At 72.8% G+C, this 24613-nt stretch carries 22 protein-coding genes and 2 tRNA genes; 15 read left to right on the top strand and 9 right to left on the bottom strand.

Going from position 1 to position 24613, the window contains the following annotated elements; all coding sequences use genetic code 11:
- The first annotated feature begins 633 nt into the window (after positions 1-633).
- The 10 genes from dnaN (at position 634) to I4I82_RS14805 (ending at position 10853) form a co-directional block, all read left to right on the top strand.
- The gene (dnaN, locus tag I4I82_RS14850; RefSeq protein ID WP_218589936.1) at positions 634-1815 is read left to right on the top strand and encodes a DNA polymerase III subunit beta; all 1182 of its coding nucleotides are present in this window, start codon (positions 634-636) and stop codon (positions 1813-1815) included.
- Positions 1816-1861: 46 nt separating this feature from the next.
- Complete coding sequence (gene gnd, locus I4I82_RS14845; protein ID WP_218589937.1) at positions 1862-2806, top strand: phosphogluconate dehydrogenase (NAD(+)-dependent, decarboxylating); 945 nt, start codon at positions 1862-1864, stop codon at positions 2804-2806.
- 12 nt (positions 2807-2818) lie between these two features.
- Positions 2819-3949 carry a DNA replication/repair protein RecF gene (gene recF, locus I4I82_RS14840; protein WP_218589938.1) on the top strand — a complete coding sequence of 377 codons (1131 nt, stop codon included), beginning with the start codon at positions 2819-2821 and terminating at the stop codon, positions 3947-3949.
- A gap of 261 nt (positions 3950-4210) precedes the next feature.
- A complete protein-coding gene (locus I4I82_RS14835; protein ID WP_226370063.1) occupies positions 4211-4624 on the top strand; it encodes a DciA family protein in 414 nt (137 codons plus the stop codon).
- 261 nt (positions 4625-4885) lie between these two features.
- Positions 4886-6865 carry a DNA topoisomerase (ATP-hydrolyzing) subunit B gene (gyrB, locus tag I4I82_RS14830; RefSeq protein WP_218589939.1) on the top strand — a complete coding sequence of 660 codons (1980 nt, stop codon included), beginning with the start codon at positions 4886-4888 and terminating at the stop codon, positions 6863-6865.
- A gap of 45 nt (positions 6866-6910) precedes the next feature.
- The gene (gene gyrA / locus I4I82_RS14825) at positions 6911-9421 is read left to right on the top strand and encodes a DNA gyrase subunit A (RefSeq protein ID WP_218589940.1); all 2511 of its coding nucleotides are present in this window, start codon (positions 6911-6913) and stop codon (positions 9419-9421) included.
- Positions 9422-9473: 52 nt separating this feature from the next.
- Positions 9474-10454 (top strand): DUF3566 domain-containing protein, encoded by a 981-nt coding sequence (locus tag I4I82_RS34980; RefSeq protein WP_372451377.1) that lies wholly within the window; start codon positions 9474-9476, stop codon positions 10452-10454.
- A gap of 50 nt (positions 10455-10504) precedes the next feature.
- Positions 10505-10578: transfer RNA gene (locus I4I82_RS14815), tRNA-Ile, on the top strand.
- 46 nt (positions 10579-10624) lie between these two features.
- Positions 10625-10738 carry a DLW-39 family protein gene (locus tag I4I82_RS14810; RefSeq protein ID WP_218589941.1) on the top strand — a complete coding sequence of 38 codons (114 nt, stop codon included), beginning with the start codon at positions 10625-10627 and terminating at the stop codon, positions 10736-10738.
- A gap of 39 nt (positions 10739-10777) precedes the next feature.
- Positions 10778-10853: transfer RNA gene (locus I4I82_RS14805), tRNA-Ala, on the top strand.
- A 355-nt stretch (positions 10854-11208) separates the two neighbouring features.
- Here the strand turns inward: I4I82_RS14805 and I4I82_RS14800 are convergent.
- Positions 11209-11379, bottom strand: a complete 171-nt coding sequence (locus I4I82_RS14800; protein WP_218589942.1) for a hypothetical protein — start codon at positions 11377-11379, stop codon at positions 11209-11211.
- On the opposite strand from I4I82_RS14800, the gene I4I82_RS14795 reads away from it, so the two are divergent.
- On the top strand, positions 11369-12442 hold the full coding sequence (locus tag I4I82_RS14795; RefSeq protein WP_218589943.1) for a DUF3500 domain-containing protein: 1074 nt from the start codon (positions 11369-11371) through the stop codon (positions 12440-12442). The genes I4I82_RS14800 and I4I82_RS14795 overlap by 11 nt on opposite strands.
- Before the next feature lie 130 nt (positions 12443-12572).
- Here I4I82_RS14795 and I4I82_RS14790 read toward each other — a convergent pair whose 3' ends face one another.
- Together I4I82_RS14790 and I4I82_RS14785 are read right to left on the bottom strand one after the other, a co-directional pair.
- The gene (locus I4I82_RS14790) at positions 12573-15122 is read right to left on the bottom strand and encodes an HAD-IC family P-type ATPase (protein WP_218589944.1); all 2550 of its coding nucleotides are present in this window, start codon (positions 15120-15122) and stop codon (positions 12573-12575) included.
- A 633-nt stretch (positions 15123-15755) separates the two neighbouring features.
- Positions 15756-16925, bottom strand: coding sequence for a luciferase domain-containing protein (locus I4I82_RS14785; protein ID WP_218589945.1), 1170 nt, complete (start codon positions 16923-16925; stop codon positions 15756-15758).
- A gap of 101 nt (positions 16926-17026) precedes the next feature.
- Between I4I82_RS14785 and I4I82_RS14780 the strand changes: the two genes are divergently transcribed.
- The gene (locus tag I4I82_RS14780; RefSeq protein WP_218589946.1) at positions 17027-17353 is read left to right on the top strand and encodes a putative quinol monooxygenase; all 327 of its coding nucleotides are present in this window, start codon (positions 17027-17029) and stop codon (positions 17351-17353) included.
- Between the two features lie 52 nt (positions 17354-17405).
- On the opposite strand, the gene I4I82_RS14775 is transcribed toward I4I82_RS14780, so the two are convergent.
- On the bottom strand, positions 17406-17831 hold the full coding sequence (locus tag I4I82_RS14775) for a hypothetical protein (protein ID WP_218589947.1): 426 nt from the start codon (positions 17829-17831) through the stop codon (positions 17406-17408).
- A gap of 134 nt (positions 17832-17965) precedes the next feature.
- Complete coding sequence (locus tag I4I82_RS14770; RefSeq protein WP_218595797.1) at positions 17966-18517, bottom strand: hypothetical protein; 552 nt, start codon at positions 18515-18517, stop codon at positions 17966-17968.
- Between the two features lie 147 nt (positions 18518-18664).
- On the opposite strand from I4I82_RS14770, the gene I4I82_RS14765 reads away from it, so the two are divergent.
- From I4I82_RS14765 to I4I82_RS14755, 3 genes are read left to right on the top strand one after another with little or no spacing between them, the layout of a single operon-like run.
- Positions 18665-19795, top strand: coding sequence for an alpha/beta hydrolase family protein (locus I4I82_RS14765; RefSeq protein ID WP_226370062.1), 1131 nt, complete (start codon positions 18665-18667; stop codon positions 19793-19795).
- Positions 19779-20309 (top strand): peptidylprolyl isomerase, encoded by a 531-nt coding sequence (locus tag I4I82_RS14760; protein ID WP_218589975.1) that lies wholly within the window; start codon positions 19779-19781, stop codon positions 20307-20309. The genes I4I82_RS14765 and I4I82_RS14760 overlap by 17 nt, the downstream gene beginning before the upstream one ends.
- Before the next feature lie 10 nt (positions 20310-20319).
- Positions 20320-21180 carry a rhomboid family intramembrane serine protease gene (locus I4I82_RS14755; protein ID WP_218589974.1) on the top strand — a complete coding sequence of 287 codons (861 nt, stop codon included), beginning with the start codon at positions 20320-20322 and terminating at the stop codon, positions 21178-21180.
- Here the strand turns inward: I4I82_RS14755 and I4I82_RS14750 are convergent.
- The 4 genes from I4I82_RS14750 to pknB all read right to left on the bottom strand — a co-directional run bounded on the left by I4I82_RS14750 (position 21166) and on the right by pknB (position 24612).
- The gene (locus I4I82_RS14750) at positions 21166-21612 is read right to left on the bottom strand and encodes a PH domain-containing protein (RefSeq protein WP_218589973.1); all 447 of its coding nucleotides are present in this window, start codon (positions 21610-21612) and stop codon (positions 21166-21168) included. The genes I4I82_RS14755 and I4I82_RS14750 overlap by 15 nt on opposite strands.
- Before the next feature lie 62 nt (positions 21613-21674).
- Positions 21675-21944: a cell division protein CrgA gene (gene crgA / locus I4I82_RS14745; protein ID WP_218589972.1), complete on the bottom strand. Its 270-nt coding sequence runs from the start codon at positions 21942-21944 to the stop codon at positions 21675-21677.
- A gap of 82 nt (positions 21945-22026) precedes the next feature.
- Positions 22027-22662: an aminodeoxychorismate/anthranilate synthase component II gene (locus I4I82_RS14740; protein WP_218589971.1), complete on the bottom strand. Its 636-nt coding sequence runs from the start codon at positions 22660-22662 to the stop codon at positions 22027-22029.
- Between the two features lie 27 nt (positions 22663-22689).
- On the bottom strand, positions 22690-24612 hold the full coding sequence (gene pknB / locus I4I82_RS14735) for a Stk1 family PASTA domain-containing Ser/Thr kinase (RefSeq protein WP_218589970.1): 1923 nt from the start codon (positions 24610-24612) through the stop codon (positions 22690-22692).
- Position 24613: the final 1 nt, after the last annotated feature.

Raw genomic sequence — 24613 nt, 5'->3', positions numbered from 1 at the left:
CGCCGGCCGCGCCGGACACCGGATCCGGCCGACCGCCCACCGTTCCGCCTCCGTCGTCCGGCGCCCTCCGGCGTGTCGATCACGCACTGAGCGTGACGAAGATGCTCACGCTCCGTTCTCCGCGTGGGACGGGCGGGAAGTCTGTGAGTTCTCGCCTCCGCCGGAACCACGCCGAGCGCGACGAACCCGTCGCCGTGCGTTCTGACGCGCACGCTCTTTTCACCCACATCTGGGGACAACTCTGTGGATCGACGTGCGGGGACCGGTGGACGGACGCCCCGGAAACGGTGGACAACCGGTGGCCGGCCGGGGGACAACCGGGGGCCGCAGGCGTCCATCCACCGACCGCCCGATCCGTGCACCGTCCGTCCCACCCGTGGATCCACAGGACGCCACGCCCCACCACCTGCGACGACGGGCTCCATCCACACAACACACAGGTGTGAGTACTACTGCTGGTTCTCTCTTCTCCTGGAACTACAAGAAGAACGAGTGTGTGGACGGAGACCCGGACGGGCCCGTCGCGCCCCTCTCGGGCGGGATGACACCCGCAGCCGGGAGGCTCTACGGTGGTGGTCCTCCCGGCTCCCCGACGACCGGTGAGTCCTGCCCCGCCCGCGAGAGGTCCCCGTCATGAAGTTCCGGGTCGAACGCGACGTCCTGGCCGACGCCGCCGCGTGGGTGGCGCGCAGCCTCCCGGCGCGGCCGCCGGTCCCCGTGCTCGGCGGGGTCCTGGTCGAGGCGGTCAGCGGGGGCGACGACGGCGACCGGCTCACCGTGTCGGGGTTCGACTACGAGACCTCCGCCCGCGTCGAGCTCGACGCCACGATCGGCGATCCCGGGCGCGTCCTGGTCTCCGGCCGCCTCCTGGCCGACATCACCCGGGCGCTGCCCTCGAAGCCGGTCGACCTCGTCGTCGACGGCGCGCGCGCCACGATCAACTGCGGCAACAGCCGGTTCAGCCTCCCGACGATGCCGGTCGAGGACTACCCGCAGCTGCCCGCCATGCCCCAGCACGCCGGCACCGTCGCAGGCGACCAGCTCGCCGAGGCGGTCGCGCAGGTCGCCGTCGCCGCGGGCCGCGACGACACGCTCCCGATGCTCACCGGCATCCGGCTGGAGATCGAGGGCAGCCGGCTGACGCTCGCGGCCACCGACCGCTTCCGGCTGGCCGTTCGCGAGCTCGAGTGGAACCCGGGCGAGGACCTGGCCGCCGGCTCCGTCGCGGTGCTGATCCCGGCCAAGACGCTGTCGGACGTCGCGAAGTCGCTGGCCGGTGCGGGCCGCGTGGAGATCTCGCTGTCGGCGGGCGACGGGATGCTCGGCATCACCGGCGCCGGGCGGCGCGCCACCACCCGCCTGCTCGACGCCGAGTTCCCGCGCTTCCGCCAGCTGATCCCGGCCGAGCACACGAGCGCGGCGGTCGTCGGCGTGGCGGGGCTGGTGGAGGCGATCAAGCGCGTCGCGCTCGTCACCGACCGCGTCGCCCAGGTCCGCATGGAGTTCGGCGAGGACGGGCTGCGCCTGGCCGCGGGTGGCGATGACGTCGGCAGCGCCGAGGAGGAGCTCCCCTGCGAGCTCGACGGCGCCCCGCTGACGATCGCGTTCAACCCGGGCTACCTGCTCGACTCGCTCGGTGCGCTGCACACCGACCGGGCCCAGCTGACGTTCACCACGCCCAACCGGCCCGCGCTCGTCCGCCCCGTCCCGGCGCCGGGCGGCGCAGCGGGTGATGATGGCGCCGGCGACACCGCGGTCGCCGACCCCGTTCCCGGATACCTGCACCTGCTGATGCCCGTCCGGCTGCCCGGCTGAGTCCGAGCGCCCGTCCGTCAGCACTCGAGAACTCAGGAGCCACACCGTGCAACTCGGACTCATCGGGCTGGGCAAGATGGGCGGCAACATGCGCGACCGCGTGCGCGCCGCCGGCCACGAGGTCGTCGGGTACGACCCGCGGCCCGAGGTCACCGACGTCGACTCGCTCGCCTCGCTGGCCGCCGCCCTCACCGCGCCCCGCGTCGTCTGGGTGATGGTCCCCTCCGGTAAGCCGACGCGCAGCACGGTCCAGGCGCTGGCCGATGTGCTGGAGCCCGGTGACCTGGTCATCGACGGTGGCAACTCCCGCTACACCGACGACGCCCCGAACGCCGCCCTGCTCGACGCGAAGGGGATCGGCTACCTCGACTGCGGCGTGTCCGGCGGCATCTGGGGCAAGGACAACGGCTACGGCCTGATGGCGGGCGGCACGCCCGAGCACGTCGAGCTGGCCATGCCGATCTTCGACGCGCTGCGGCCCGAGGGCCCCCGCGAGGAGGGCTTCGCGCACGCGGGACCGGTCGGCGCGGGCCACTTCTCGAAGATGGTCCACAACGGCATCGAGTACGGCCTCATGCAGGCCTACGCGGAGGGCTTCGAGCTGCTGTCGGCGGCCGACCTCGTCACCGACGTGCCCGCGGTGCTGCAGGCGTGGTCGCGCGGCACGGTCGTCCGCTCCTGGTTGCTCGACCTGCTGGTCCTCGCGCTCAAGGACGACGCAGAGCTGTCGAAGCTCGACGACTACGTCGACGACTCTGGCGAGGGCCGCTGGACGATCGAGGAGGCCATCACGCACGCCGTGCCGCTCCCGGTCATCTCCGCGGCGCTGTTCGCGCGCTTCTCCTCGCGGCAGGACTCCTCGCCCGCGATGCGCGCGGTCGCCGCGCTGCGTCAGCAGTTCGGCGGTCATGCCGTGCGCGCGGCCGGCCCCGCGGGCGCCCCGGGCGAGCACGCCGGCCCGAGCTCGGGCGCCGGCTCCACGCAGGACTAGGGCCGGCACCGGTTGCACCTGCGCCGACTGGCCGTCACCGACTTCCGCTCCTGGGACACGGCCGACCTCGAGCTGGAGCCCGGTGTCACGGTGCTGGTCGGGCCCAACGGGGTCGGCAAGACCAACCTGGTCGAGGCCGTCGGCTACCTGGCGACGCTGGGCTCGCACCGCGTGTCCTCCGACGCGCCGCTGATCCGGCGCGGCGCGGAGCGGGCCGTGGTGCGGGGCACCGTCGTGCACCACGGCCGCGAGCTGCAGGTCGAGCTGGAGATCACCGCCGGGCGCGCCAACCGGGCGCGGGTCAACCGCGCCCCGGTCTCGCGCCCCCGGGACGTGCTCGGGATCCTGCGGACGGTGCTGTTCGCGCCCGAGGACCTCGCGCTCGTGCGCGGCGACCCGGGCGAGCGCCGGCGCTTCCTCGACGACCTGCTCGTCGTCCGCTACCCGCGCTACGCGTCGGTGCGTGCCGACTACGACCGTGTGCTGCGGCAGCGCTCGGCCCTGCTCAAGACCGCCCGCAACGGCCGATCGGACCTCTCCACGCTCGACGTCTGGGACGGCCACCTCGCCCGCACCGGCGCCGCGCTGCTGGCCGGCCGGCTCGACCTCGTCGCGGGCATCGCCCCCTACGCGGTGGAGGCGTTCGCCGAGATCGCGCCGACGTCGGAGGAGTTCGGACTGTCCTACCGCTCGACCGTGCCGGGCGCGCTGCCGCCCTCGCCCGCCGAGCTGGAGCCCCTGCTGCTCGACGAGTTGGCGCGCGTGCGGCGCCAGGAGGTGGAGCGCGGGGTGTGCCTGGTCGGGCCGCACCGCGACGACCTCGACCTGCTGCTGGGCCCCGGCCCGGCCAAGGGGTACGCGAGCCACGGCGAGTCCTGGGCGATGGCGCTCGCGCTGCGGCTGGCGTCCTACCGGCTGCTGTGCGCCGACGACGTCGAGCCCGTCCTCATCCTCGACGACGTGTTCGCCGAGCTCGACGCGCGGCGCCGCCGGGCGCTCGCCGACGTCGCCCGGCGCGCCGAGCAGGTGCTCGTGACGGCCGCGGTGGCCGAGGACGTCCCCGATGGCCTCGACGGGGCGCGCCTCGCGGTGGGCGGCGGCCGCGTGACGGCCGTGGCGCGAACCGGCTCGTCAGGAGGGTGACCGTGAACCCGACCGGCTGTGGACAAGGTTGTGGATACTGTGGATAACTCGGCCCGTACTGGTGATGACCGGCTCGGACGACCGCCGATCGCGCCGCGCGAACCGTCCGGCGCGGTCCCTTCGGGGTCTGTTGTCCCCACCCCTGGGGATGACGGTCCGGCGACCGCCGGTCGCGGATCGGACATCGCGCGGGACGCCCTGAGGGCGGCCCGCGAGGCGTCGGCGGCGAAGGCGGCGCAGCGCTCGGGGGAGCGGCGCGGCGTGCCCCGCCCGGGTCGGGCGGGCAAGCGGCGCCGGTGGTCGGGCCCCGGTCCCGACGACCGCGACCCGCAGACGCTGGGCCGGGTCGTCTCGCGCGTCGCGCTGGACCGCGGGTGGTCGCCCCGGCTCACCGACGCCACCGTGCTCGGGCGCTGGCCCCAGCTCGTGGGCGACGACGTGGCCGACCACTGCACGCCGGTCTCGCTGCGCGACGGGGAGCTGGTGCTCCAGGCGGAGTCGACGGCGTGGGCGACGCAGCTGCGGATGCTGCAGCGCCAGCTCCTCGTGCGCCTGGCCGGGGCCGTCGGCAAGGACGTCGTGCGGCGGATCCGGGTGGTCGGGCCGAGCGGGCCGACGTGGAAGCACGGCCCGCGCACCGTCCGCGGCCGCGGCCCGCGCGACACGTACGGCTGACCTGCCGCAACGTCCTGCGGCCCGCTCAGGGCGACATGACGTCGCCGCAGGCGCCGTTCACCCCCCCGCTGCGCCGCCGGACCCGAACCGGCGACCGATCGGCGTTCTCCGGCCATCCTGGGCGGGTCCTAGCCGCCGTTCTGTCGGACCGCCCCGGTAGTATGGAGGGAGTGTTTCCGGGCGCCCCCGTCGTGCCCGGTCGAACGCCCGGGCCGATCTCCCCGCGGTCCCGGGCAGACGCAGCGAGGAGACTGGCGGCCCGTGCCGGAGCAGAAGAACGGTTACAGCGCATCGTCGATCACGGTGCTGGAGGGCCTCGAGGCCGTCCGGAAGAGGCCTGGCATGTACATCGGGTCCACCGGTGAGCGCGGGCTGCACCACCTGATCTGGGAGGTCGTCGACAACGCGGTCGACGAGGCGATGGCCGGTCACGCCACGCGCGTGGAGGTCACGCTGCAGGACGACGGCGGCGTCCGCGTCGTCGACGACGGCCGCGGCATCCCGGTCGGCATGCACCCGGTGGAGAAGAAGCCCGCCATCGAGATGGTGCTGACGATGCTGCACGCGGGCGGCAAGTTCGACAGCGACTCCTATGCGGTCTCCGGTGGCCTGCACGGCGTCGGCGTGTCCGTCGTCAACGCGCTGTCCGTCGCGCTCGACGCGGAGATCCACACCGACGGCCACGTGTGGCGCCAGCACTACTCGCGCTCGATCCCCGGCCCGCTGCGCAAGGGTGAGGAGACCGGGCGCACCGGTTCGTCGATCACCTACTGGGCCGACCCGGACATCTTCGAGACCACCACCTACAACCTGGAGACGATCCGTCGCCGGCTGCAGGAGATGGCGTTCCTCAACAAGGGCCTCACGATGGTGCTGCGCGACGAGCGCAACGGCGCCTCCGAGGGGGCCGAGGAGCCCGACGCCGAGGGCTACGTGGCGAAGACGGTCGAGAACGTCTACTGCTACCCCAACGGGCTCGAGGACTTCGTCGCGCACCTGAACAAGTCGAAGGACCCGATCCACAAGAAGCTCGTGTCCTTCTCCGGCGAGGCCGAGGGCCACGCGCTCGAGGTCGCGATGCAGTGGAACTCCGGCTACACGGAGTCGGTCTACACCTTCGCCAACACGATCAACACGCACGAGGGCGGCACCCACGAGGAGGGCTTCCGCTCCGCGCTCACCAGCACGGTCAACCGCTACGCGCGGGCGCAGAAGCTGCTCAAGGAGAAGGATCCGGCGCTCTCGGGCGACGACATCCGCGAGGGCCTGGCCGCGATCGTCTCGGTGAAGGTCAAGGAGCCCCAGTTCGAGGGGCAGACCAAGACCAAGCTCGGCAACACCGAGGTCAAGTCGTTCGTGCAGCGTGTGAGCAACGAGTGGCTCTCCGACTGGTTCGAGCGCAACCCGGCCGAGGCGAAGATCATCGTCAACAAGTCGGTGCAGTCGGCGCAGGCCCGCGCGGCCGCGCGCAAGGCGCGCGAGCTGGTACGCCGCAAGAGCGCCACCGACATCGGCGGGCTGCCCGGCAAGCTGGCCGACTGCCGCTCCACCGACCCGTCCAAGTCCGAGGTCTACATCGTGGAGGGCGACTCCGCGGGCGGCTCGGCCAAGTCGGGCCGCGACTCGATGTTCCAGGCGATCCTGCCGATCCGCGGCAAGATCATCAACGTCGAGAAGGCCCGGATCGACCGCGTCCTCAAGAACACCGAGGTCCAGGCGATCATCACCGCGCTGGGCACCGGTATCCACGACGAGTTCGACCTGAGCAAGCTGCGTTACCACAAGGTCGTGCTGATGGCCGACGCCGACGTCGACGGCCAGCACATCCGCACGCTGCTGCTCACGCTGCTGTTCCGCTTCATGCGTCCGCTCGTCGAGCACGGGCACGTGTTCCTCGCGCAGCCGCCGCTCTACAAGATCAAGTGGGGCGGCCGCGGCGCGGAGCCCGACTTCGCCTACTCCGACCGCGAGCTGCAGGGCCTGCTCGAGGCCGGCCGCGAGGCGGGCAAGAAGGTGCCCAAGGACGAGGGCATCCAGCGCTACAAGGGCCTCGGCGAGATGAATGCCAAGGAGCTGTGGGAGACCACGATGGACCCGGCCCACCGGGTGCTCCTGCAGGTCACCCTCGACGACGCGGCCACCGCCGACGAGCTGTTCTCCGTGCTGATGGGCGAGGACGTCGAGTCGCGCCGGTCCTTCATCACGCGCAACGCCAAGGACGTGCGCTTCCTTGATGTGTAACAGCCTGGACGTCTCCGCAGCCGACGATGCCGAAGGACCCCGCTCGTGACTGACACTCTCGACCCCACCCTGCCGCCCGCCGGCGGCGGGGGCGACCGCACCGAGCCGGTCGACATCCAGCAGGAGATGCAGCGCTCCTACATCGACTACGCGATGAGCGTCATCGTCGGCCGGGCGCTGCCGCTCGTCGAGGACGGCCTCAAGCCGGTGCACCGGCGCGTCCTGTACTCGATGGGGGAGAACAACTTCCGCCCCGACCGCAGCTACGTGAAGTGCGCGCGCGTCGTCGGCGAGGTGATGGGCAACTACCACCCGCACGGCGACAGCTCGATCTACGACGCGCTCGTGCGGCTGGCCCAGCCCTGGTCGATGCGCTACCCGCTGATCGACGGCCAGGGCAACTTCGGCTCGCGCGGCAACGACCCCGCCGCGGCCATGCGCTACACCGAGTGCCGCCTCTCGCCGCTGGCGATGGCGATGCTGCAGGACATCGAAGAAGACACCGTCGACTTCTCCGACAACTACGACGGCAAGGCGCAGGAGCCCGACGTCCTGCCGTCGCGGGTGCCCAACCTGCTGATCAACGGCAGCTCCGGCATCGCCGTCGGCATGGCCACCAACATCCCGCCGCACAACCTGCGCGAGGTCGGTGCCGGCGTGGTGTGGGCGCTGGACAACTGGGAGGCCTCCGACGAGGACACCCTCGCGGCGCTCATGGAGCGGATCAAGGGCCCGGACTTCCCGACCTCCGGCCTGATCGTCGGCCGCGACGGCATCGAGTCGGCCTACCGCACGGGCCGCGGCTCGGTGCGGATGCGCGCGGTCGTCGAGGTCGAGGAGGACGCGAAGGGGCGCACGATCCTCGTCGCCACCGAGCTGCCCTACCAGGTCAACCCCGACAACCTCATCGAGTCGATCGCCACGCAGCACCGCGACGGCAAGCTCGCGGGCATCGCCGAGATCAACGACGAGAGCTCCGACCGCATCGGCATGCGGATCGTCATCACGCTCAAGCGCGACGCCGTCGCGAAGGTCGTGCTGAACAACCTCTACAAGCACACGCAGCTGCAGTACGGGTTCGGCGTCAACATGCTGTCGATCGTCGACGGCGTGCCGCGCACCCTGCGCCTGGACCAGATGGTGCGGCACTACATCCGCCACCAGATCGAGGTCATCGTCCGGCGCACCCGCTACCGGCTGCGCAAGGCCGAGGAGCGGGCCCACATCCTGCGCGGCTACGTCAAGGCGCTCGACGCGCTCGACGAGGTCATCGCGCTGATCCGCGCCTCGGCCACGGTCGAGGTCGCGCGGGCGGGCCTGATCGAGCTGCTCGACGTCGACGACGTCCAGGCGCAGGCGATCCTCGACATGCAGCTGCGGCGCCTCGCCGCGCTGGAGCGCCAGAAGATCATCGACGAGCTGGCCGAGATCGAGCGGACCATCGCCGACCTGCAGGACATCCTCGACCGCCCCGAGCGCCAGCGCCAGATCGTGCGCGACGAGCTCGTCGAGATCGTCGAGAAGCACGGCGACGAGCGCCGCACGCAGATCGTGGCCGACGACGGCGACGTGACCAACGAGGACCTCATCGCCGTCGAGGACATCGTCGTCACGATCACGCAGACCGGCTACGCGAAGCGCACCAAGACCGACCTCTACCGGGCGCAGAAGCGCGGCGGCAAGGGCGTGCAGGGCGCCGCGCTGAAGCAGGACGACATCGTCGCCCACTTCTTCGTGTGCTCCACGCACGACTGGATGCTGTTCTTCACCAACAAGGGGCGGGTCTACCGGCTCAAGGGCTACGAGCTGCCCGAGGCCAACCGCAGCGCGCGCGGTCAGCACGTGGCCAACCTGCTGGCGTTCCAGCCCGACGAGCACATCGCCCAGGTCATGCAGATCAAGAACTACGAGGTGGCGCCGTACCTGGTGCTCGCCACGCGCACCGGCCTGGTGAAGAAGTCGCGGCTCACCGACTTCGACTCCCCGCGCTCGGGCGGCCTCATCGGCATCAACCTGCGCGAGGACGACGAGCTCGTCGGCGCCGTGCTCTGCGCCGCCGACGACGACCTGCTGCTGGTCTCGGCCGAGGGCCAGTCCATCCGGTTCACCGCGAGCGACGAGGTGCTGCGCCCGATGGGCCGCGCCACCTCGGGCGTGCTGGGGATGCGGTTCAACGCGGGCGACCGGCTGCTGTCCCTCGCGGTGGTGCAGGACGACCTGTTCGTCCTGGTCGCCACCACGGGCGGCTACGCCAAGCGCACCCCGATCGAGGACTACCCGGTGCAGGGCCGCGGCGGGAAGGGCGTGCTCACCCTCCAGTACGACCGCAGGCGTGGCACCCTGGTCGGCGCGCTCATCGTCGGCATCGACGACGAGCTGTACGCGATCACCTCCACAGGTGGGGTGATCCGGACGTCGGCCCGGGAAGTGCGCAAGGCGGGCCGGCAGACCAAGGGGGTCCGTCTGATGAACCTCGGCGAGAGCGCCACACTGCTGGCGGTCGCGCGCAACGCCGAGGACGATGCCGACGCCCCGGAGGTCACCGGCGGGGCGTGACCCCGCACCGACCCTGACCGCTGGAACCCAGTACCGAGGAGAGCTCCACCTCGTGGACGACAAGACGAGCAAGCCGGACGCGGAGGACGCGGGCCGCCCCGACCCGGACGACCGCGCCACGGTGGCCACCGACGAGCAGGCCGCGCCCGACGGCACCGACGCCGCCGGGCCCGACCCGGCCGCGCCGGCTGCTCGTCCCGCCGACCCCGAGGGCGCGGTCGAGGTCGCGGACGACGAGCAGACGGTCGTCGACGTCCCCACGGCCCCGGCGGACGCACCCACCGCGCAGATGCGGGTGCCCGACGAGAACGGTCACGGTTCGGGCAACGGCCAGGCCAACGGCAGCGTCCCCGGGATGGCGCCGGTCTCCGCCGCCGCCCCGACGCAGCAGCACGTGCCGGTGCCGCAGGCCCGGGCGTCCGAGGGCCCGGCCCCCGCGCCCGGTCCGGTACCGGGGCCCGGGCCCGACGCCGCCACGCCACCCCCGTGGCGCCGCATCCCCGGCCGGGGCGGCGCGGAGCAGCAGGAGCCCCGCCCCGAGCCGGTCGCCGCCGCGCCGGTCGGGAATCTGCTCGACGAGGGCCCCACGGCGTTCCTGCGGGCCCCGGAGCCCGAGCCGGTGCGCCAGGAGGACGGCGTGCGCTCGCCGGTCCGCGCGGCCCGCACCCGCGCGCCCCGGCAGGCGGCGCTGCAGCTGCGCCGGCTCGACCCGTGGTCGGTGCTCAAGCTCGCCCTCGTGCTGGCCGTGGTGCTGTTCTTCGTCTGGCTGGTGGCCGTGGGCGTGCTGTACGGCGTCCTCGACGGCATCGGCGTCTGGGACCGCCTCAACGGCACCTACGCCGACCTGGTCTCCGGCCAGGCCCAGACCGGTGCGCCCTTGATCAGCGCGGGCCGCGTGTTCGGGTTCGCGGCGGTGGTGGGGGCGATCAACAGCCTGCTGTTCGCCGTCGCCGTCACGATCGCGGCCTTCGTCTACAACGTGTCCGCCGACCTGGTCGGCGGCGTCGAGGTCACGCTCTCCGAGCGCGACTGACCCGGTCGGAAGGCGGTGGAGGCGCTGGGGTAACCTCGTCTCCGCCGCAGGGGCCCATAGCTCAGTTGGTTAGAGCGCGTCGCTGATAACGACGAGGTCGGTGGTTCAAATCCACCTGGGCCCACTCTCTCGACCCCCTCGGCACACTCCCTCGGCACCCGGAGTCCTCGATGAAGAAGCTCCTCACCGTCGTCATCGCCCTGGCCGCCGGCGCGGTCGTGTTCTCCAAGGCCCGTGCGTCGCGCTCCGAGTCCGACCTGTGGCACGAGGCCACCACCCGCTGAGCCCGCCCGCCCCCTCCGGCGGGTAGCCTCGCCGGGTACGGGGACGTAGCTCAATTGGCAGAGCACCGCCTTTGCAAGGCGGGGGTTAGGGGTTCGATTCCCCTCGTCTCCACCAGCTCGACCAGCAGGAACGGCAGTTCCGGTGCCGCCGTTCCCGCGGCATTCGACGAGTCGGCCGCGGTCGGCGGCGAGGTCGCCCGGCTCATGACCGTGCGGGCATCGAGGGCATCCGCCGGCGAACCAATCGGTGTCCCGCGGGAACACGAGTCGACTGGGCTTCGGTCACGTCCATCAGCCGAGGATCGCGGTCGTCCCCCACGAAGGACGGATGCGGCGGCGGACAACAGGTCGTCGGCCTGAGCGCTACAACGTCGAGCGTCGCACCGCATGCCGCGTTGAGCGTGCCGCCCAGAGGCTCTCATCGCTGCACAGCCGAATCACAGGAGGTGCACAGGTCCACGTCGCAGGGTTCACGTCATGAACACGCGCACGAAGTCCTCATGGCTGGTGTCGACGCTGCTGGTCGGGGTGCTGACGCTGAGCGGTTGCGCTGCCGGCGCTACCGCCGCTACGCCGACGAACACATCGTCGTCGATCAGCACCGCCGCGCTCGCCGACACCACGAGCGCCGTGGCCACCACGACCGCCGGGACCATCACCGACACGACGGCCGCGGCCGAGGCGTTCCTGGTCATGCTGTCCTCCGAGCAGCGCGAGACGGTGCTCCACGCCTACGACGACGAGACGAAGTCGACGTCGTGGTCGAACTTCCCCGTCACGTTCGTCGAACGCGCGGGGCTGAACCTCACCGACCTCACCGAGGAGCAGCAGACCGCGGCTCTGGCCGTGTTGCGGGGGTTGCTGAGCGAGGAGGGCTACGCCACCGTCGTCGGCATCATCGGGGGCGACCAGTACCTGGTCGCCAACGGCAGCGCCCAGGACTCGCTCGGCCAGTACTACATCGCCTTCTTCGGCGACCCGTCCGAGACCGGCGCGTGGGGGGTCCAGTTCGGCGGCCACCACCTCGGGGGGAACGCGACGCTGGACGGCGCGGCCGACACGATCACGTTCGCTCCCACCCACCTCGGGGTGCAGCCGGCCGTCTTCACCGACGATTCGGGCGAGGAGGTGGCGCCGCTGTCGGGGATGTACGAGACCGCGTTCGCGTTCTACGACAGCCTGAGCACCGAGCAGCAGGCGGCGCTCTACCAGGGCGAGGAGGTGCAGACGATGCAGTGCGAGCCCGGCAGCACCTGCACCTACCCGACCGGCACCGGGCTGTCGGGCGCCGACCTGACCGACGAGCAGAAGCAGCTCCTGCTCGAGGTGATCGCCAACTGGGTCGGCCTGTCCGACGAGCAGACCACCGCCACGGCACTGGCCGGGATCGAGGCCACGCTGGACGAGACCTACGTCAACTGGTCCGGTGCCACCGTCTACGACATGACCACCGGCGAGGGAATCCACTTCCAGATCTCGGGCCCCGACGTCTACATCGAGTTCGCCAACCAGGAACTCTCGGCCGACGTCGACGGTGCGGTCACGTCGGGCCGGGGTCACGTGCACACCATCCACCGCGACCCCGCCAACGACTACGCCGGCAGCGTCACCCAGCAGGAAGCCACCGGTGGGGGCGGTGGCCAGCGCGGCGGCGCGGGTGCACCCCCGGCGGACGGCGGCGCGGCAGTGGTGCCCGGCTCCTGAGTGAGCGGCCGGGCCCGCCCAGGTGCTCGGGCGTGCGGTACGAGCACCGTGGACGCCTCTGGGTCGGCAGCCGGGCGACGCGCACCTGTCTGGCCGGCAGGGGACCGAGCCGGGCCGCGCCCGTCTCCGGTCAGGGCCCGGCGGTGGGGCCCTCAGCCGGTGTCCGCGCGGGGGAGCGGTCCGGGGGCGGCAGCGTGCCCAGCCCGAGCATGCGGTCCATCAGCCGCCAGCGGAAGGCCGCGGTCAGGGCGAGGAACCACAGGACGAGTCCGGGGACGACGGTGGTCCAGATGGGTCGGGCGGGGTCGGTGATGCCGAAGTAGCTCGACAGGTAGGGCGTGTAGAGCACGACGAAGAACGCCGCGACCAGCAGGGCGACCATGATGGCGGGCCTGCGGTCGCTGGTGGGCCGGGTCCAGGCGGCGAAGAGCCGGTTCGGGGGGAACAGGAACAGCAGCAGCCCGAACGAGGCGAAGGTGACGAACGTCGACAGCGCCGTCTGCGCGCCGAGCGTCGCCCCGGCGAGCGCGAACCCGGCGTCGGTGGGGGCCAGGCCGGTGTAGCCCTCGAACTCCTCGATGACGAACGCCGGGGTGTCGGCCTCGCCGAGGATCGTGACCAGCGACAGGTAGTGGTAGGAGTACACGACCACGGAGAACCCGGCGGTGACCACGGAGGCGGGCAGGACGAACCGTGCCAGCGAGCCGAGCAGGTCCCGCGCGGGTGGGGTGCTGGGGGCCCACAGGGTGAGGAAGAACGTGGGGACGCCGACGGTGAGCAGGGTCAGCCCGACCTGGGTGGGTTCGTAGGGGAACCCGAGCCCGAGCAGGGTCACGGCCAGGATGACCAGGGCCTGGGTGGTGACGCGGGTGAGGAAGACGAACATCGACGTGGCGATGCCGTTGATGATCTTGCGGCCTTCGCGTTGGGCGGGCAGCAGCGCGGCGAAGGAGTCCTCGACCAGGACGATGTCGGCGACGTCGCGGGTGACGCCGCTGCCGCTGCGCATGGCGACGCCGACGTGGGCGCGTTTGAGCGCGCGGGCGTCGTTGACGCCGTCGCCGATCATGGCGACGTAGTGGCCGCCGCGGCGCAGGGCGTCGACGATGCGTTCCTTCTGGTGCGGGGCGACCCGGCCGAACACGGCGCTGGTGTCGACCAGGGCGTCGAGCTCGGCGTCGGTGAGGGCGTCGATGTCCGCGCCGTTGACCGGCACGCCGGAGTCGAGACCGGCTTGCCGGGCCAGCGCGGCCACGGTGCGCGGATCGTCGCCGGAGAGGACCTTCATGGTGACGCCCTGCTCGCGCAGTCCGGCGATGGTGTCGGCGACATCAGGGCGCAGTTCGTCGCTCAGGGTGACCAGGGCGAGTGGGGTCAGCGGCGGCAGGAGGGGTCGGTCCCGGGTGTCGCGCAGGTCGTCCCCGGCGCGGGCGAGCACGAGCACCCGCAGGCCCTGGCCGGCGTGCTCGGCGACCCGCTCGGTCAGCGGCGCCCCGGACAGGGCGGGGGCGAGGGCGTCGGGGGCGCCCAGGACGTAGGTGCCGTCCTCGCCGGCCACCCCGCTCCAGCGCAGCGCCGAGGTGAACGGGACCTCCTGCCGCACCGTCCACGCCTTGCCGGGCAGGGCCGCGGCCAGGGCTTCGCTGGTCAGGTTCGGTGCGGAGCCGCTGCGGGCGAGTGAGCCCAGCACCCCGCGGACGTCGGCCTCGCCGTGGCCGCTGAGGGGTTCGACCGAGTCGAGCCGTAGCCGGCCGCTGGTCAGGGTGCCGGTCTTGTCGGTGCACAGCACGTCGATGTTGCTGATCGACTCGACGGCGTTGACCTGCTGGATGAGCGCGCCGCGACCGGCGATGCGGCTCGCGCCCACGGTGTAGGCGACCGCGATGAGGAAGAACAGGCCGTAGGGCACCAGACCGGACAGCACGGCCGAGGTCTGCACCACCCGCAGCAGGGCGAAGCCCTCCATGGCGGCCTGGGCCAGGATCGTGATGCTCATCAGCGCGACCAGCACCATGACCAGGCGCACGACGAACTCCATGCGCAGCTGCAGCGGGGTCTTGTCGCTCGACGGGACGCGGGCCTCGGTGGTGAGCTTGTTGGCGTGCGAGGCGGCGCCGACGTCGCGGGCGAGCTGGTAGCCCTCGCCCCCGGAGCAGAAGCTGCCCGAGAGCAGATCGTCGCCGACGCGCTTGACGACCGGGTCGGACTCACCGGTCAGCAGCGACTCGTCGGTCTCGAGCCGGTCGCCCCGCCCGCTGAGCAACGGACCGTCGACGACGATCTGGTCGCCGGCCCGGACGTGGACCACGTCTCCGCGTACCACCCGCTCCGGCGCGAGGCGCACGTCCACGCCATCGCGCACGACGGTGACCTCGGCCTGGTCGAGCAGCTGCAGCCGATCGAGCTTGCGCTTGGCCCGCAGCTCCTGGATCGAGGACAGCACGGCGTTGATCAGGCCGAGGCCGACGCTGACCAGGGCGTCGCTGTAGCGGCCCAAGGACAGCAGCGCGGCGCCGATGACGAACAGGATGGAGTTGTAGAAGGAGAAGACGTTGGTGCGCAGGATCTGCCCGTAGGTGCGCGAGGCACGGGTGGCCGCGGTGTTGGCCTCACCGTGCTTGCGCCGCTGTTCGGCCTCGACGGAGGTCAGCCCCTCCGGCACCGTCACATCGTCGGTCATCGACTGCACGTCTTCCTCCTGATCGCCGGCCGCCGGTGATCCACGCCGCCCGAACTGCACCTGCGCGTCCGAACACGCGTCCCACCCGCACAGATCGGCTGCGCCGGCGCTCTACGTCATCATCCGGTCCCGGATTTACCGCGGGACGGTAGGGGACGGTCGTGTGCGCGCTCATCACTGCATACGGACGGTTGTCGATGCGCCGGGTGGTGCTGCAGTCGGCCTCCTGACCTGCATGGCGGAAGCGGGTCGCGCCGAGCTCGGCCAACGCCGCACATCCGCCGCGGCGACTTCGTCGACAACGAGCTGGCCCGTCGGGGTATCTCCCGCGCCGCGACGATCAGCGGCCGGGAGATCGTGAGCCCGCTCGCGTCCCGGATGGATAGCGACGACCCGCTGGTGATCTGCACGGACGGTGCGGCCGGTGAGGAGGTCTTCGGCCCCGTCCAGCAGCACGTCCGCTCGACCGTGCTCCTCGACCGGTACCTGCGTGAGGACGGGGGCACCCGCGACGCGGTGGCGGGGCTGCCGCGGGAGGGCGAGGCGGCCGAGGCACTGCTCACCGACCGCACGACGGTCGCGATGACGACCACCTCGCCGGTCCACCAGACCGCGGTGGGGACCCCGCGGGGGTCAGCCCGCCGCGTGCCGCCGCGCCGCCTCCACGATCCCCGCGACGACGTCGACCTCGGCGTCGTCGCGCGGGCCCGGGACCAGCACCATGCCCGAGCCGACGCGGACCCCGGCGAGGGGGTGCGGCACGGCCCAGCCCTTGGCGATCGCGTCGTAGGCGAGCTCGTCGGGCAGGGCGACGTGCACGCTGCCGTCGGGATCGGGGTGCAGGTGCGCGAACTCGCCGACGTCGGGCAGCAGGTACGCGGTGTCCGGCCCGGTGGCGGTGGCGCGGTCGAGGAGCAGCGACCGCGTGCCCGCGACGCCGACGGTGGCCGGAGCCGTCGTCACGGCGTCGAGCGCCGACAGCCGCTTCCACAGCTCCTCCTGCCGCTCCACGGGCGCGTTCTGCGTGAGCTGGTGCTGCGGGACCGTGGTCGCGGCCTCGGGCGGCGGGCCGGGGCGCGCCGGGAGCCGGCCGCCGGTGACGGTCGGCCAGGACGGCTCGTCGCCGTCGGGCAGCGGGTTCTCGCCGTGGGAGCGCAGGTGGTCGAGCCGGTCGCCGAGCCAGGTGCCGAGGTGACCGACGACCTCACCGGCGAGCTGCGCACCGCCGGGCTCGCGCTCGGCCCACAGCGGCGCCCCGCTCTCGCGCGCGAGCCACTCCCAGGTGCGGGCGAGCAGCGGTGCGGGTGTGCGGACGTCGGCGTCGCCGTGCGCGAGGAACACCGGCATCCCGGACAGCGCGCCGCGCCCCATCGGCAGGCCCGCGTCGAACGGCAGCGCGCCGTAGAGCAGGCCCGCCCCGGCGAACCGGTGCGGCGCGGTCAGCATGAGCGCCCCGGCGAACGTGACGCCGTCGCGGAAGCCGACGAGCAGCACGGGCCGGTCGGGGTCGCCCTCGGTGTCGAGCCAGTCGAGGAACCAGCGGCAGCTCAGGGCCACGTCCTCGGCCTCCGGCGGGCCGCCGGTGTCGGCGAACCACGCGTAGCCGGTGCCCTGCTGCAGCGGCCCGCGCACGGCGACGTAGGCCACGGGACCGTGCGGCAGCCACGGCGAGATCTCGATGAGCGAGTGCTCACTGGTGCCGCTGCCGTGCAGCGCGACCACGAGCGGTGCGGCCGGGTGCTCGGTGCCCCACCGCGCGACGAGCGGGATGTCGTCCGGCCCGGCGAGGCGTTGATCTCCCACCGCGCCACGGTAGAGGCGACGCCTCCAGGGACCGGTCTCACTTCGAGACGGCGGACGGTGTTCCACGTGGAACAGCGACGCGCGTCACTAGGATGTCGGCCATGATCCTGATCAACGTCAAGTTCCCGGTCCGCGCCGACAAGGTCGACGAGTGGCTGGCGCTGGCGCAGTCCTACGCGACCGCGGTCAACGCCGAGGAGGGCTGCAACTTCTTCGAGTGGTCGCGCGGTCTCGACGACCCGCTGGAGTTCGTGACGATCGAGTGCTTCAAGGACGCCGACGCCGGTGGCGCCCACACCAGGACGCAGCACTTCGCGGACTTCGTCGAGAAGGCCCCCGATCTCGTCTCCGCGCAGCCGCAGATCATGTACGTCGACCACGAGCAGGTGAAGGGCTGGGGCCCGATGGGCGAGATCACGCCCCGCTGACCCACCCCCCCGGACGAGCCCGCGGGCTCGTCCGGGGGGCTCGCGGGTGCGGTCACCGCATCCGTCGCAGGCCCAGCCACTGCAGGTCGGCGAACACCGCGACCGCCGCGGCCTGCACCAGCACGACCGCGACGCCGAGCCCGGTGAGTGAGGAACCGGCGACGACCGTCGCCAGGACGCTGCCGGCGACCCACGCGGCGTTGCCGAGCACGACCGTCCACGCCGCGGGGCGCGGCACCACCGGCCGGGCGGCCAGGACGAGCAGCCCCGCCGCGAAGACGACGAGGAACGCGCCCACCCCCACGAGCACCGGCGCGGGCGGGCCCAGCAGGTCGACGAGCGCGGGTGCCGCGGCGAGGGATACGACGCCGAGTGCACCCGAGGCGGCGGCGTCGAGCCGCAGCGCCCGGCGGAGCAGGCGGCCGCCGTCGGAGGTGCGGGTGGCGGAGTCGTGGGTGGCGGTGTCGAGGGTGCTCATGGTGTGCGCTCCTGTCGTCGAGGTCCTGACAGGAACTGTCGTGCAGCGGGGTCGTCGGGTCGATGACGTGCGGGGTAAGCGGACGGCCCGCCTCCGCACCGGGGTGCAGGGACGGGCCGTCGGAGCAGGCGGGATCAGCCGATCTGCTGGTTCTCCGTCATGGAGCCGCCGCCGGCGCCGCTCTGCGCCATCTCGGCCAGCATCGTGGCCATGTCCATGGCGGCCATCGCGCCGACCTGGTTCTGACCGAAGCCCTCCGGCGCCGGGCCGTTGAACTGGCCCTCGACGCCCTCGCCGGTGTTCACGACGGGAGAGGTCGAGGGGGCTTCGGGGGCGGCGGGCAGCTCGGGGGCGGCGGGAGCCTCGGGCGCGGCGAGCTCGGGGGCCGTCGGCAGCGCGAACGCGTCACCGGCGGGGAGCTCGGGGGCGGCGGTGTTGACGGCCGGCATCTCGAAGTTGACGACGCCGGGGACGCTCCAGCCCTCGGCGGAGGGCAGGGCGGGCGCCTCGGGGGCGGAGGGCAGGGCGGGCGCGGCCGGGAGGCCGGCCTCGCTCAGGCCCTCGGTTCCCGGCAGGGCCGGGAGCGCGGGGGCGGCGAAGGCGTGGCCGGCGAAGCCCACGCCGAGGGCGGCGATTCCGGCCGCGGCGGCGGTGGTGCGCAGGCTGCGCCGAGCGAGGCTGCTCATGCGAGGTGTCCCTTCAGACGCTTGGGGTGTCAGGACGATCAACGAGGCGTTCAGCGACCGGGTGTGCACTTAACGTGACCGTCATCGTCTTTCACTCGTTATGGTGGGGCTCGTCCGGAACCCGGCGTGTCGTTCATCATCGACACCGTGACGGTGGTGGGAAGGCTCGCTGCGGCGGGCGCCGGTGTGGGTATCGGGGCCGGCCTCGGCGGGATCGGGTGGTTCTACTCGGGTGTCCTGCTCGACACCCGGCGCGAGGTCGTCTACCCCGAGCGCGTGCTCGGGGTGAGCGGTGGCGTCGTGTCGCTGGCGGAGTCGCGCCTGACCCGCCAGCCCGGTACCTGGGGCCTGCGGTGGGTCGGGGGCCTCGCCCGGGTGGGCCCGGTGCGCGAGGTCCTCGACGGCACCGTGCGCCGTCCGTTGCTCGGCGGGGACGTGCCCGTCGCCGGCACGGCCGCCGTGCTCGACACCGGGCCGTGGGACCCCGACCCGGCGGCCCGCGGGCTCGCGTTCTCCGACGTCGAGGTGCCGACTCCGCTCGGCCCGGCGCCCGCATGGCTGGTGCCGGGCGACGCCGACACCTGGGTCGTCGCGGTGCACGGGCGCGGTGGGTCGCGGCGCGAGGCGCTGCGGGTCCTCCCGGCCCTGCACGCGCTCGGGCTGCCCGTGCTGGTGGTCAGCTACCGCAACGACGGCGACGCGCCGGCGAGCCCCGACCGCCGCGACCACCTCGGCGACGCCGAGTGGGAGGACGTCGAGGCGGCGGTGCGGTTCGGGCGGGCCCGGGGCGCCCGCCGGATCGTGCTCTACGGCTGGTCGATGGGCGGGGCCATCACCGGGGCCTTCCTGGACCGCTCGACGGAAGCGGCCGACGTCGTCGCCGTCGTCTGGGACGCCCCGCTCGTCGACTGGCGCGCCACCCTGCGCCTGCAGGCTCGCAACCGGCGGCTGCCCCCCGGCCTCACCCCGCTCGCCACGGCGATCACGAGCCGGCGCATCCGCATCGACTTCGACCGCTTCGACCTGCGCCGCCGACCGCCCGCCGTCCGCCCGCCGACCCTGCTCGTCCACACCGACGACGACACCGCCGTGCCGGTCTCCGCGAGCCGCGCGCTGGCCGCCGCGGCGCCCGGGCTGGACTGGTCGATGCGCTACGTCGAGGTCGCGGGCCTGGAGCACACGGCGGCGTGGAACGCCGACCCCGCAGCCTACGAGGAGACCGTCACGACCTTCCTCACCGAGGTGCTGGCACCATGGAGGCGTGACGGAACCAGGTAACGCCAAGAACACCGCGACGCTGCGGACCTCCGAGGGCGACATCACCATCACCCTCTTCCCCGACCACGCGCCCAAGACGGTCGCGAACTTCGTCGGGCTCGCCACCGGTGAGGGCGACTACACCCAGCCCAACGCGAGCGGCGGCGACTCGGGCCCGTTCTACGACGGCTCGGTCTTCCACCGCGTGATCAGCGGCTTCATGCTGCAGGGCGGCGACCCGACCGGCACCGGCCGCGGCGGCCCCGGCTACCAGTTCGCCGACGAGTTCCACCCCGAACTCCAGTTCGACCGCCCGTACCTGCTGGCCATGGCCAACGCGGGCCCCGGCACCAACGGCTCGCAGTTCTTCATCACCGTCGGCCCGACGCCGCACCTCAACCGCCGGCACACCATCTTCGGTGAGGTGGCCGACGCCGAGTCGCGCGCCGTCGTCGACAAGATCGCCGCCGTCAGCACCGACCGGTCCGACCGGCCGCTGACCGACGTCGTCATCCAGAAGGTCGAGATCTCCTGAACGAGGCGCCGTGACCCACCCCGCCGGCCCGCCCACCGGAGCACCGGCGGTGTGCGTCCGCCATCCCGACCGGCCCACCGGGCTGGCGTGCACCCGCTGCGGGCGCCCGTCGTGCCCGGAGTGCCTGCGGGAGGCGGCGGTGGGGTACCAGTGCGTCGACTGCGTCCACCAGGGGCAGCAGGGCGTGCGCCGGGCCACCACGGTGGCCGGCGCCGTCCCCGGGTCGCGGCCGCTGGTCGTGCCCGCCCTGGTGGTGCTCAACCTGCTCGTCTTCGCGGTCACGGCCGCGCAGGCGGGGAACATCTCCACCAACAGCCGCTCAACGCTGTTCGTCGAGTGGGCGCTCTCGCCCGGCACGGTGGCCGCGGGCGAGTGGTGGCGGACGATCACGTCGGGCTTCCTGCACATCGGCCCGGTGCACCTCGCGTTCAACATGTTCGCGCTGTGGGTGATCGGCCGCGACATGGAGGGGCTGCTCGGTCGCGGGCGGTTCCTGGCGGTCTACCTGCTGGGGATGCTCGGCGGCGCTGCCGCGGTGATGCTGCTCTACGGGCCCGGCGAGTACGTGGCCGGTGCGTCCGGGGCCGTGTTCGGGCTGATGGGCGGCCTCGCCGTCGCCCTCGTGCGGCTGAAGCGGCCGCTCAACCAGGTCGGCGGCCTGCTCGTCGTCAACCTCGCCCTGGGGTTCTTCGTCCCGGGCATCTCCTGGCAGGCCCACGTCGGCGGCATGATCGCGGGCGCCGCGGCCACCGCCGTGCTCGTCTACGCCCCGCCGGCCCGGCGCGCGCCGCTGCAGGCCGGTGGCCTCGCCGCGATCGCCGCGGTGCTGGTGGTCGTCATCGCGGCCGGCGCGGTGCTAGCGGGGACGTAGATCCATCAGCTCCGGGGCGACGTCCTCGGGGTCGGCGCCGAGGTCCAGGCGCCCGAACAGCAGCAGCCGCTCCCCGCCGTCGGCGGTGACCGTGTCGACCTCCAGCAGTGAGCTCTCCCGGCCGAAGCGGCGCGTGCGCAGCACCCGCACGCCCTGCACGAGCGGCCAGGGGTGGTGCCGCGCGCGCAGCAGCCCGCCGACCGTCAGCCCGTCGGCGTCGACGCGCAGCCGGGGCCGCGCCCGCGTGCCGTACAGGGCCGCGAGGGCGAGCCCGGCCGCCGCGCATCCGGCCAGCAGGCGCCCCGCCGGGTCGGCGCCGGACGTCACCAGCAGCACGCACCAGGCCGTCGCCGCGGCCGCCGCCAGCCACCCCAGGACGACGAGTCCGGGCGCCGGGCTCCAGGACCGAACAGCCGAGTCGTGATCACTCACGGTAGTTTGTCCACAGCGGTTGTCCACACTGTGTACTACTTACAGCCCTGTATTTTCGCAGGTCAGCGCCATCTCATCGTCATCAGGAGCCCGATCACGATGAGTGAGAAGCCGATGAGGAAGTTGAACGGGCCCAACGCGGCCATCCACGGGATGTAGTCCACAGCCAGGTAGTTGACCACCAGCCACACGAGTCCGAGCAGCATCAGACCCAGGAAGACGGCCACGTAGACGGGGTTCGTGGGGCCCTTGACCTTGACCGGCGTGGTCGTCCGCCTGTCGCCCGCGGGCGGCGTGTAGACGGGCTTCTTCCGGACCTTGCTCTTCGGCATGTGCAGACCTCGTCGACGGCGTCACCGGCGCGCGCCGCGCCGGACTCTGCCCACACGGTATCGCGCGCGCCCCCGGACGGGGTCAGGCGCGCGCGCTCAGAGCGGCGGTCTCGGCGGTGAGGGCGTCGACGTCGGCGGGGGAGGGCGCGTGGCCGGCGGCGGTCATCCAGTTGGCCAGCAGCCGGTGCCCGCCCTCGGTGAGGACCGACTCCGGATGGAACTGCACGCCCTCGATCGGCAGCTCGCGGTGCCGCACGGCCATGATCACGCCGGTCTCCGTGCGCCCGGTGACCTCGAGCTCGGCGGGCAGGGTGCCGGGGCGGATCGACAGCGAGTGGTAGCGCGTGGCGACGAACGGGTCGGGCAGGCCGGCGAGCACGCCGTCACCGGTGTGGTGCACCAGCGACGTCTTGCCGTGCAGGAGCTCCGGCGCGCGCTCCACGACCCCGCCCCAGGCGACGCCGATGGCCTGGTGGCCCAGGCAGACCCCGAGCAGCGGCAGAGCGCGGTCGGCGCAGCGGCGGATCGCCTCGACGCTCGTGCCCGCCCGCTCCGGCGTGCCCGGGCCGGGGCTGACCAGCACGCCGTCGACGTCGTCGAGCTCGTCGAGGTCGACCTCGTCGTTGCGGCGGACCGTGGTCTCCGCCCCGAGCTGGGCCAGGTACTGGACCAGGTTGTAGACGAAGCTGTCGTAGTTGTCGATCACGAGCACGCGCATGGGCATCATTGTGCCCCGGCGCGCGACTCAGTTGCCGCCGAAGAACCCGCCGCCGGCGTCGCCGATGGTGATCGTGAGCTCGTCGCCGTCCTCCAGGGACTGCCCCGGTGCCACGGACTGCTCGATGACGCGGCCGTCCTGGCTGTTGTCGCTGACGTCGCGCTCGCGCTGGTCGACGTCGCTCAGGCTGATGCCGGCCTGCTGGAGGGCGCGCAGGGCGTCACTGCGGTCGAGGCCGACGAGGTCGGGCACCTGCACCTGGTTGCCGCGCGAGAGCTGCAGGGTGACCGTCGACCCGGGTGCGACCTGCGTGCCGGCGGCCGGGTTGGTGCCGAGGACGTCGCCGCTCTCGCCGCCGCCGTCGACCTCGGTCTCGGCGACCTCGAAGCCTGCCGCCTCCAGTGCCGAGCGGGCCTGGTCGCGGCCCTGGCCGGTGACGTCGGGCACCGCGACGGTGGTCGGGCGGGTCCCGACGACGACCGCCACCGCGCTCCCACCGGGCGCATCCGCTCCCGCCGCCGGCGTCGAGCGGATGATCTTGTCGATCAGCGCCTCGTCGCGGGTCTCCTCGGGGGTCTGCTCCCCGAGGGTCAGCCCGCGGGCGGCCAGGGCCGTCTCGGCCTCGGTGATCGTGAGCCCGGCCAGCGGCGGCACGGCGGCGACGGCGGGCCCGGACCCGACGAAGAGCGTGACGGCCCGCCGCTCCTCGACGAGCGAGGTCGCCGGTGGGTCGGTGCGCACGACGCGCCCCTGGTCGTCGACCGACGACTCCTCGGCCTGCACCGTCGGGTTGAGGCTGAGGTTGATCAGGGCCGTGCGGGCGGCCTCCTGCTCCTGCCCCACGACGTCGGGCATCGCGAACTGCTCCGGCGCGGCCGGCCCCCCGAAGATCTGGTAGGCCACGAACCCGATCAGGGCCAGCGCGATGGCCACCGCGGCCGCGATGCCGACGATCCGGCCCGTGTTGCGGCGCGGCTCCTCGTCGTCGTAGTAGGCGGGGGCCGACGGCGGCAGCGTGTGGCGGCCGCCGTTGATCCGGCGGGTGGGGCCGGTCTGGCTGGCGAGCATCGCGGTGCGCTCGTCCTCGCTCATGACCGCGGGGGCCATCACCGTCTGCCCGCTGCGGACGCGGACCAGGTCCGACCGCATCTCGGCGGCCGACTGGTAACGGTTGGCCGGGTTCTTCGACAGCGCCTTGAGCACCACCGAGTCGAGTGCGGCCGGGATCTCGGGGTTGAGCTCCGACGGGTGGCGGGGGTCCTCGCGCACGTGCTGGTAGGCGACGGCGACGGGCGTGTCGCCGGTGAACGGCGGCTCCCCGGTGAGCAGCTCGAACAGGACGCAGCCCGCGGCGTAGACGTCGGACCGGGCGTCGACGGCCTCGCCGCGCGCCTGCTCGGGGGAGAGGTACTGCGCGGTGCCGATGACGGCCGCGGTCTGCGTGACGTTCTGGCCCTCGCCCAGCGCGCGGGCGATGCCGAAGTCCATCACCTTCACGGCGCCGGCGTTGTTGATCATGATGTTCGCGGGCTTGACGTCGCGGTGGATGATCTGGTGCCGGTGGCTGAAGTCGAGCGCGGCGCACACGTCGGCCATGACCTCGATGACGCGCTGCTGGCTCATCGGCCCGGTGGTCTTGACGATCTCGCGGAGCGTCTGCCCGTCGACGAACTCCATGACGATGTAGGGCAGCGGCCCGAACTCGCTCTGCACCTCGCCGGTGTCGTACACGGCGACGATCGCGGGGTGGTTGAGCGCCGCGGCGTTCTGCGCCTCGCGGCGGAACCGCATCTGGAACTGCGGGTCACGGGCGAGGTCGGCGCGCAGGACCTTGATGGCGACGTCACGGCCCAGCCGCGTGTCGAGGCCGTGGTGGACCTCGGACATGCCTCCGTAGCCGAGCGTATCGCCCAGCTCGTAGCGCTCGGACAACAGGCGGGGGGTGGTCATC

The organism is Pseudonocardia oceani (genome assembly GCF_019263585.2).
In the GTDB taxonomy this organism is placed as follows: Bacteria; Actinomycetota; Actinomycetes; order Mycobacteriales; family Pseudonocardiaceae; genus Pseudonocardia; species Pseudonocardia oceani.
This window is presented reverse-complemented; position numbering and strand designations above follow the sequence as displayed.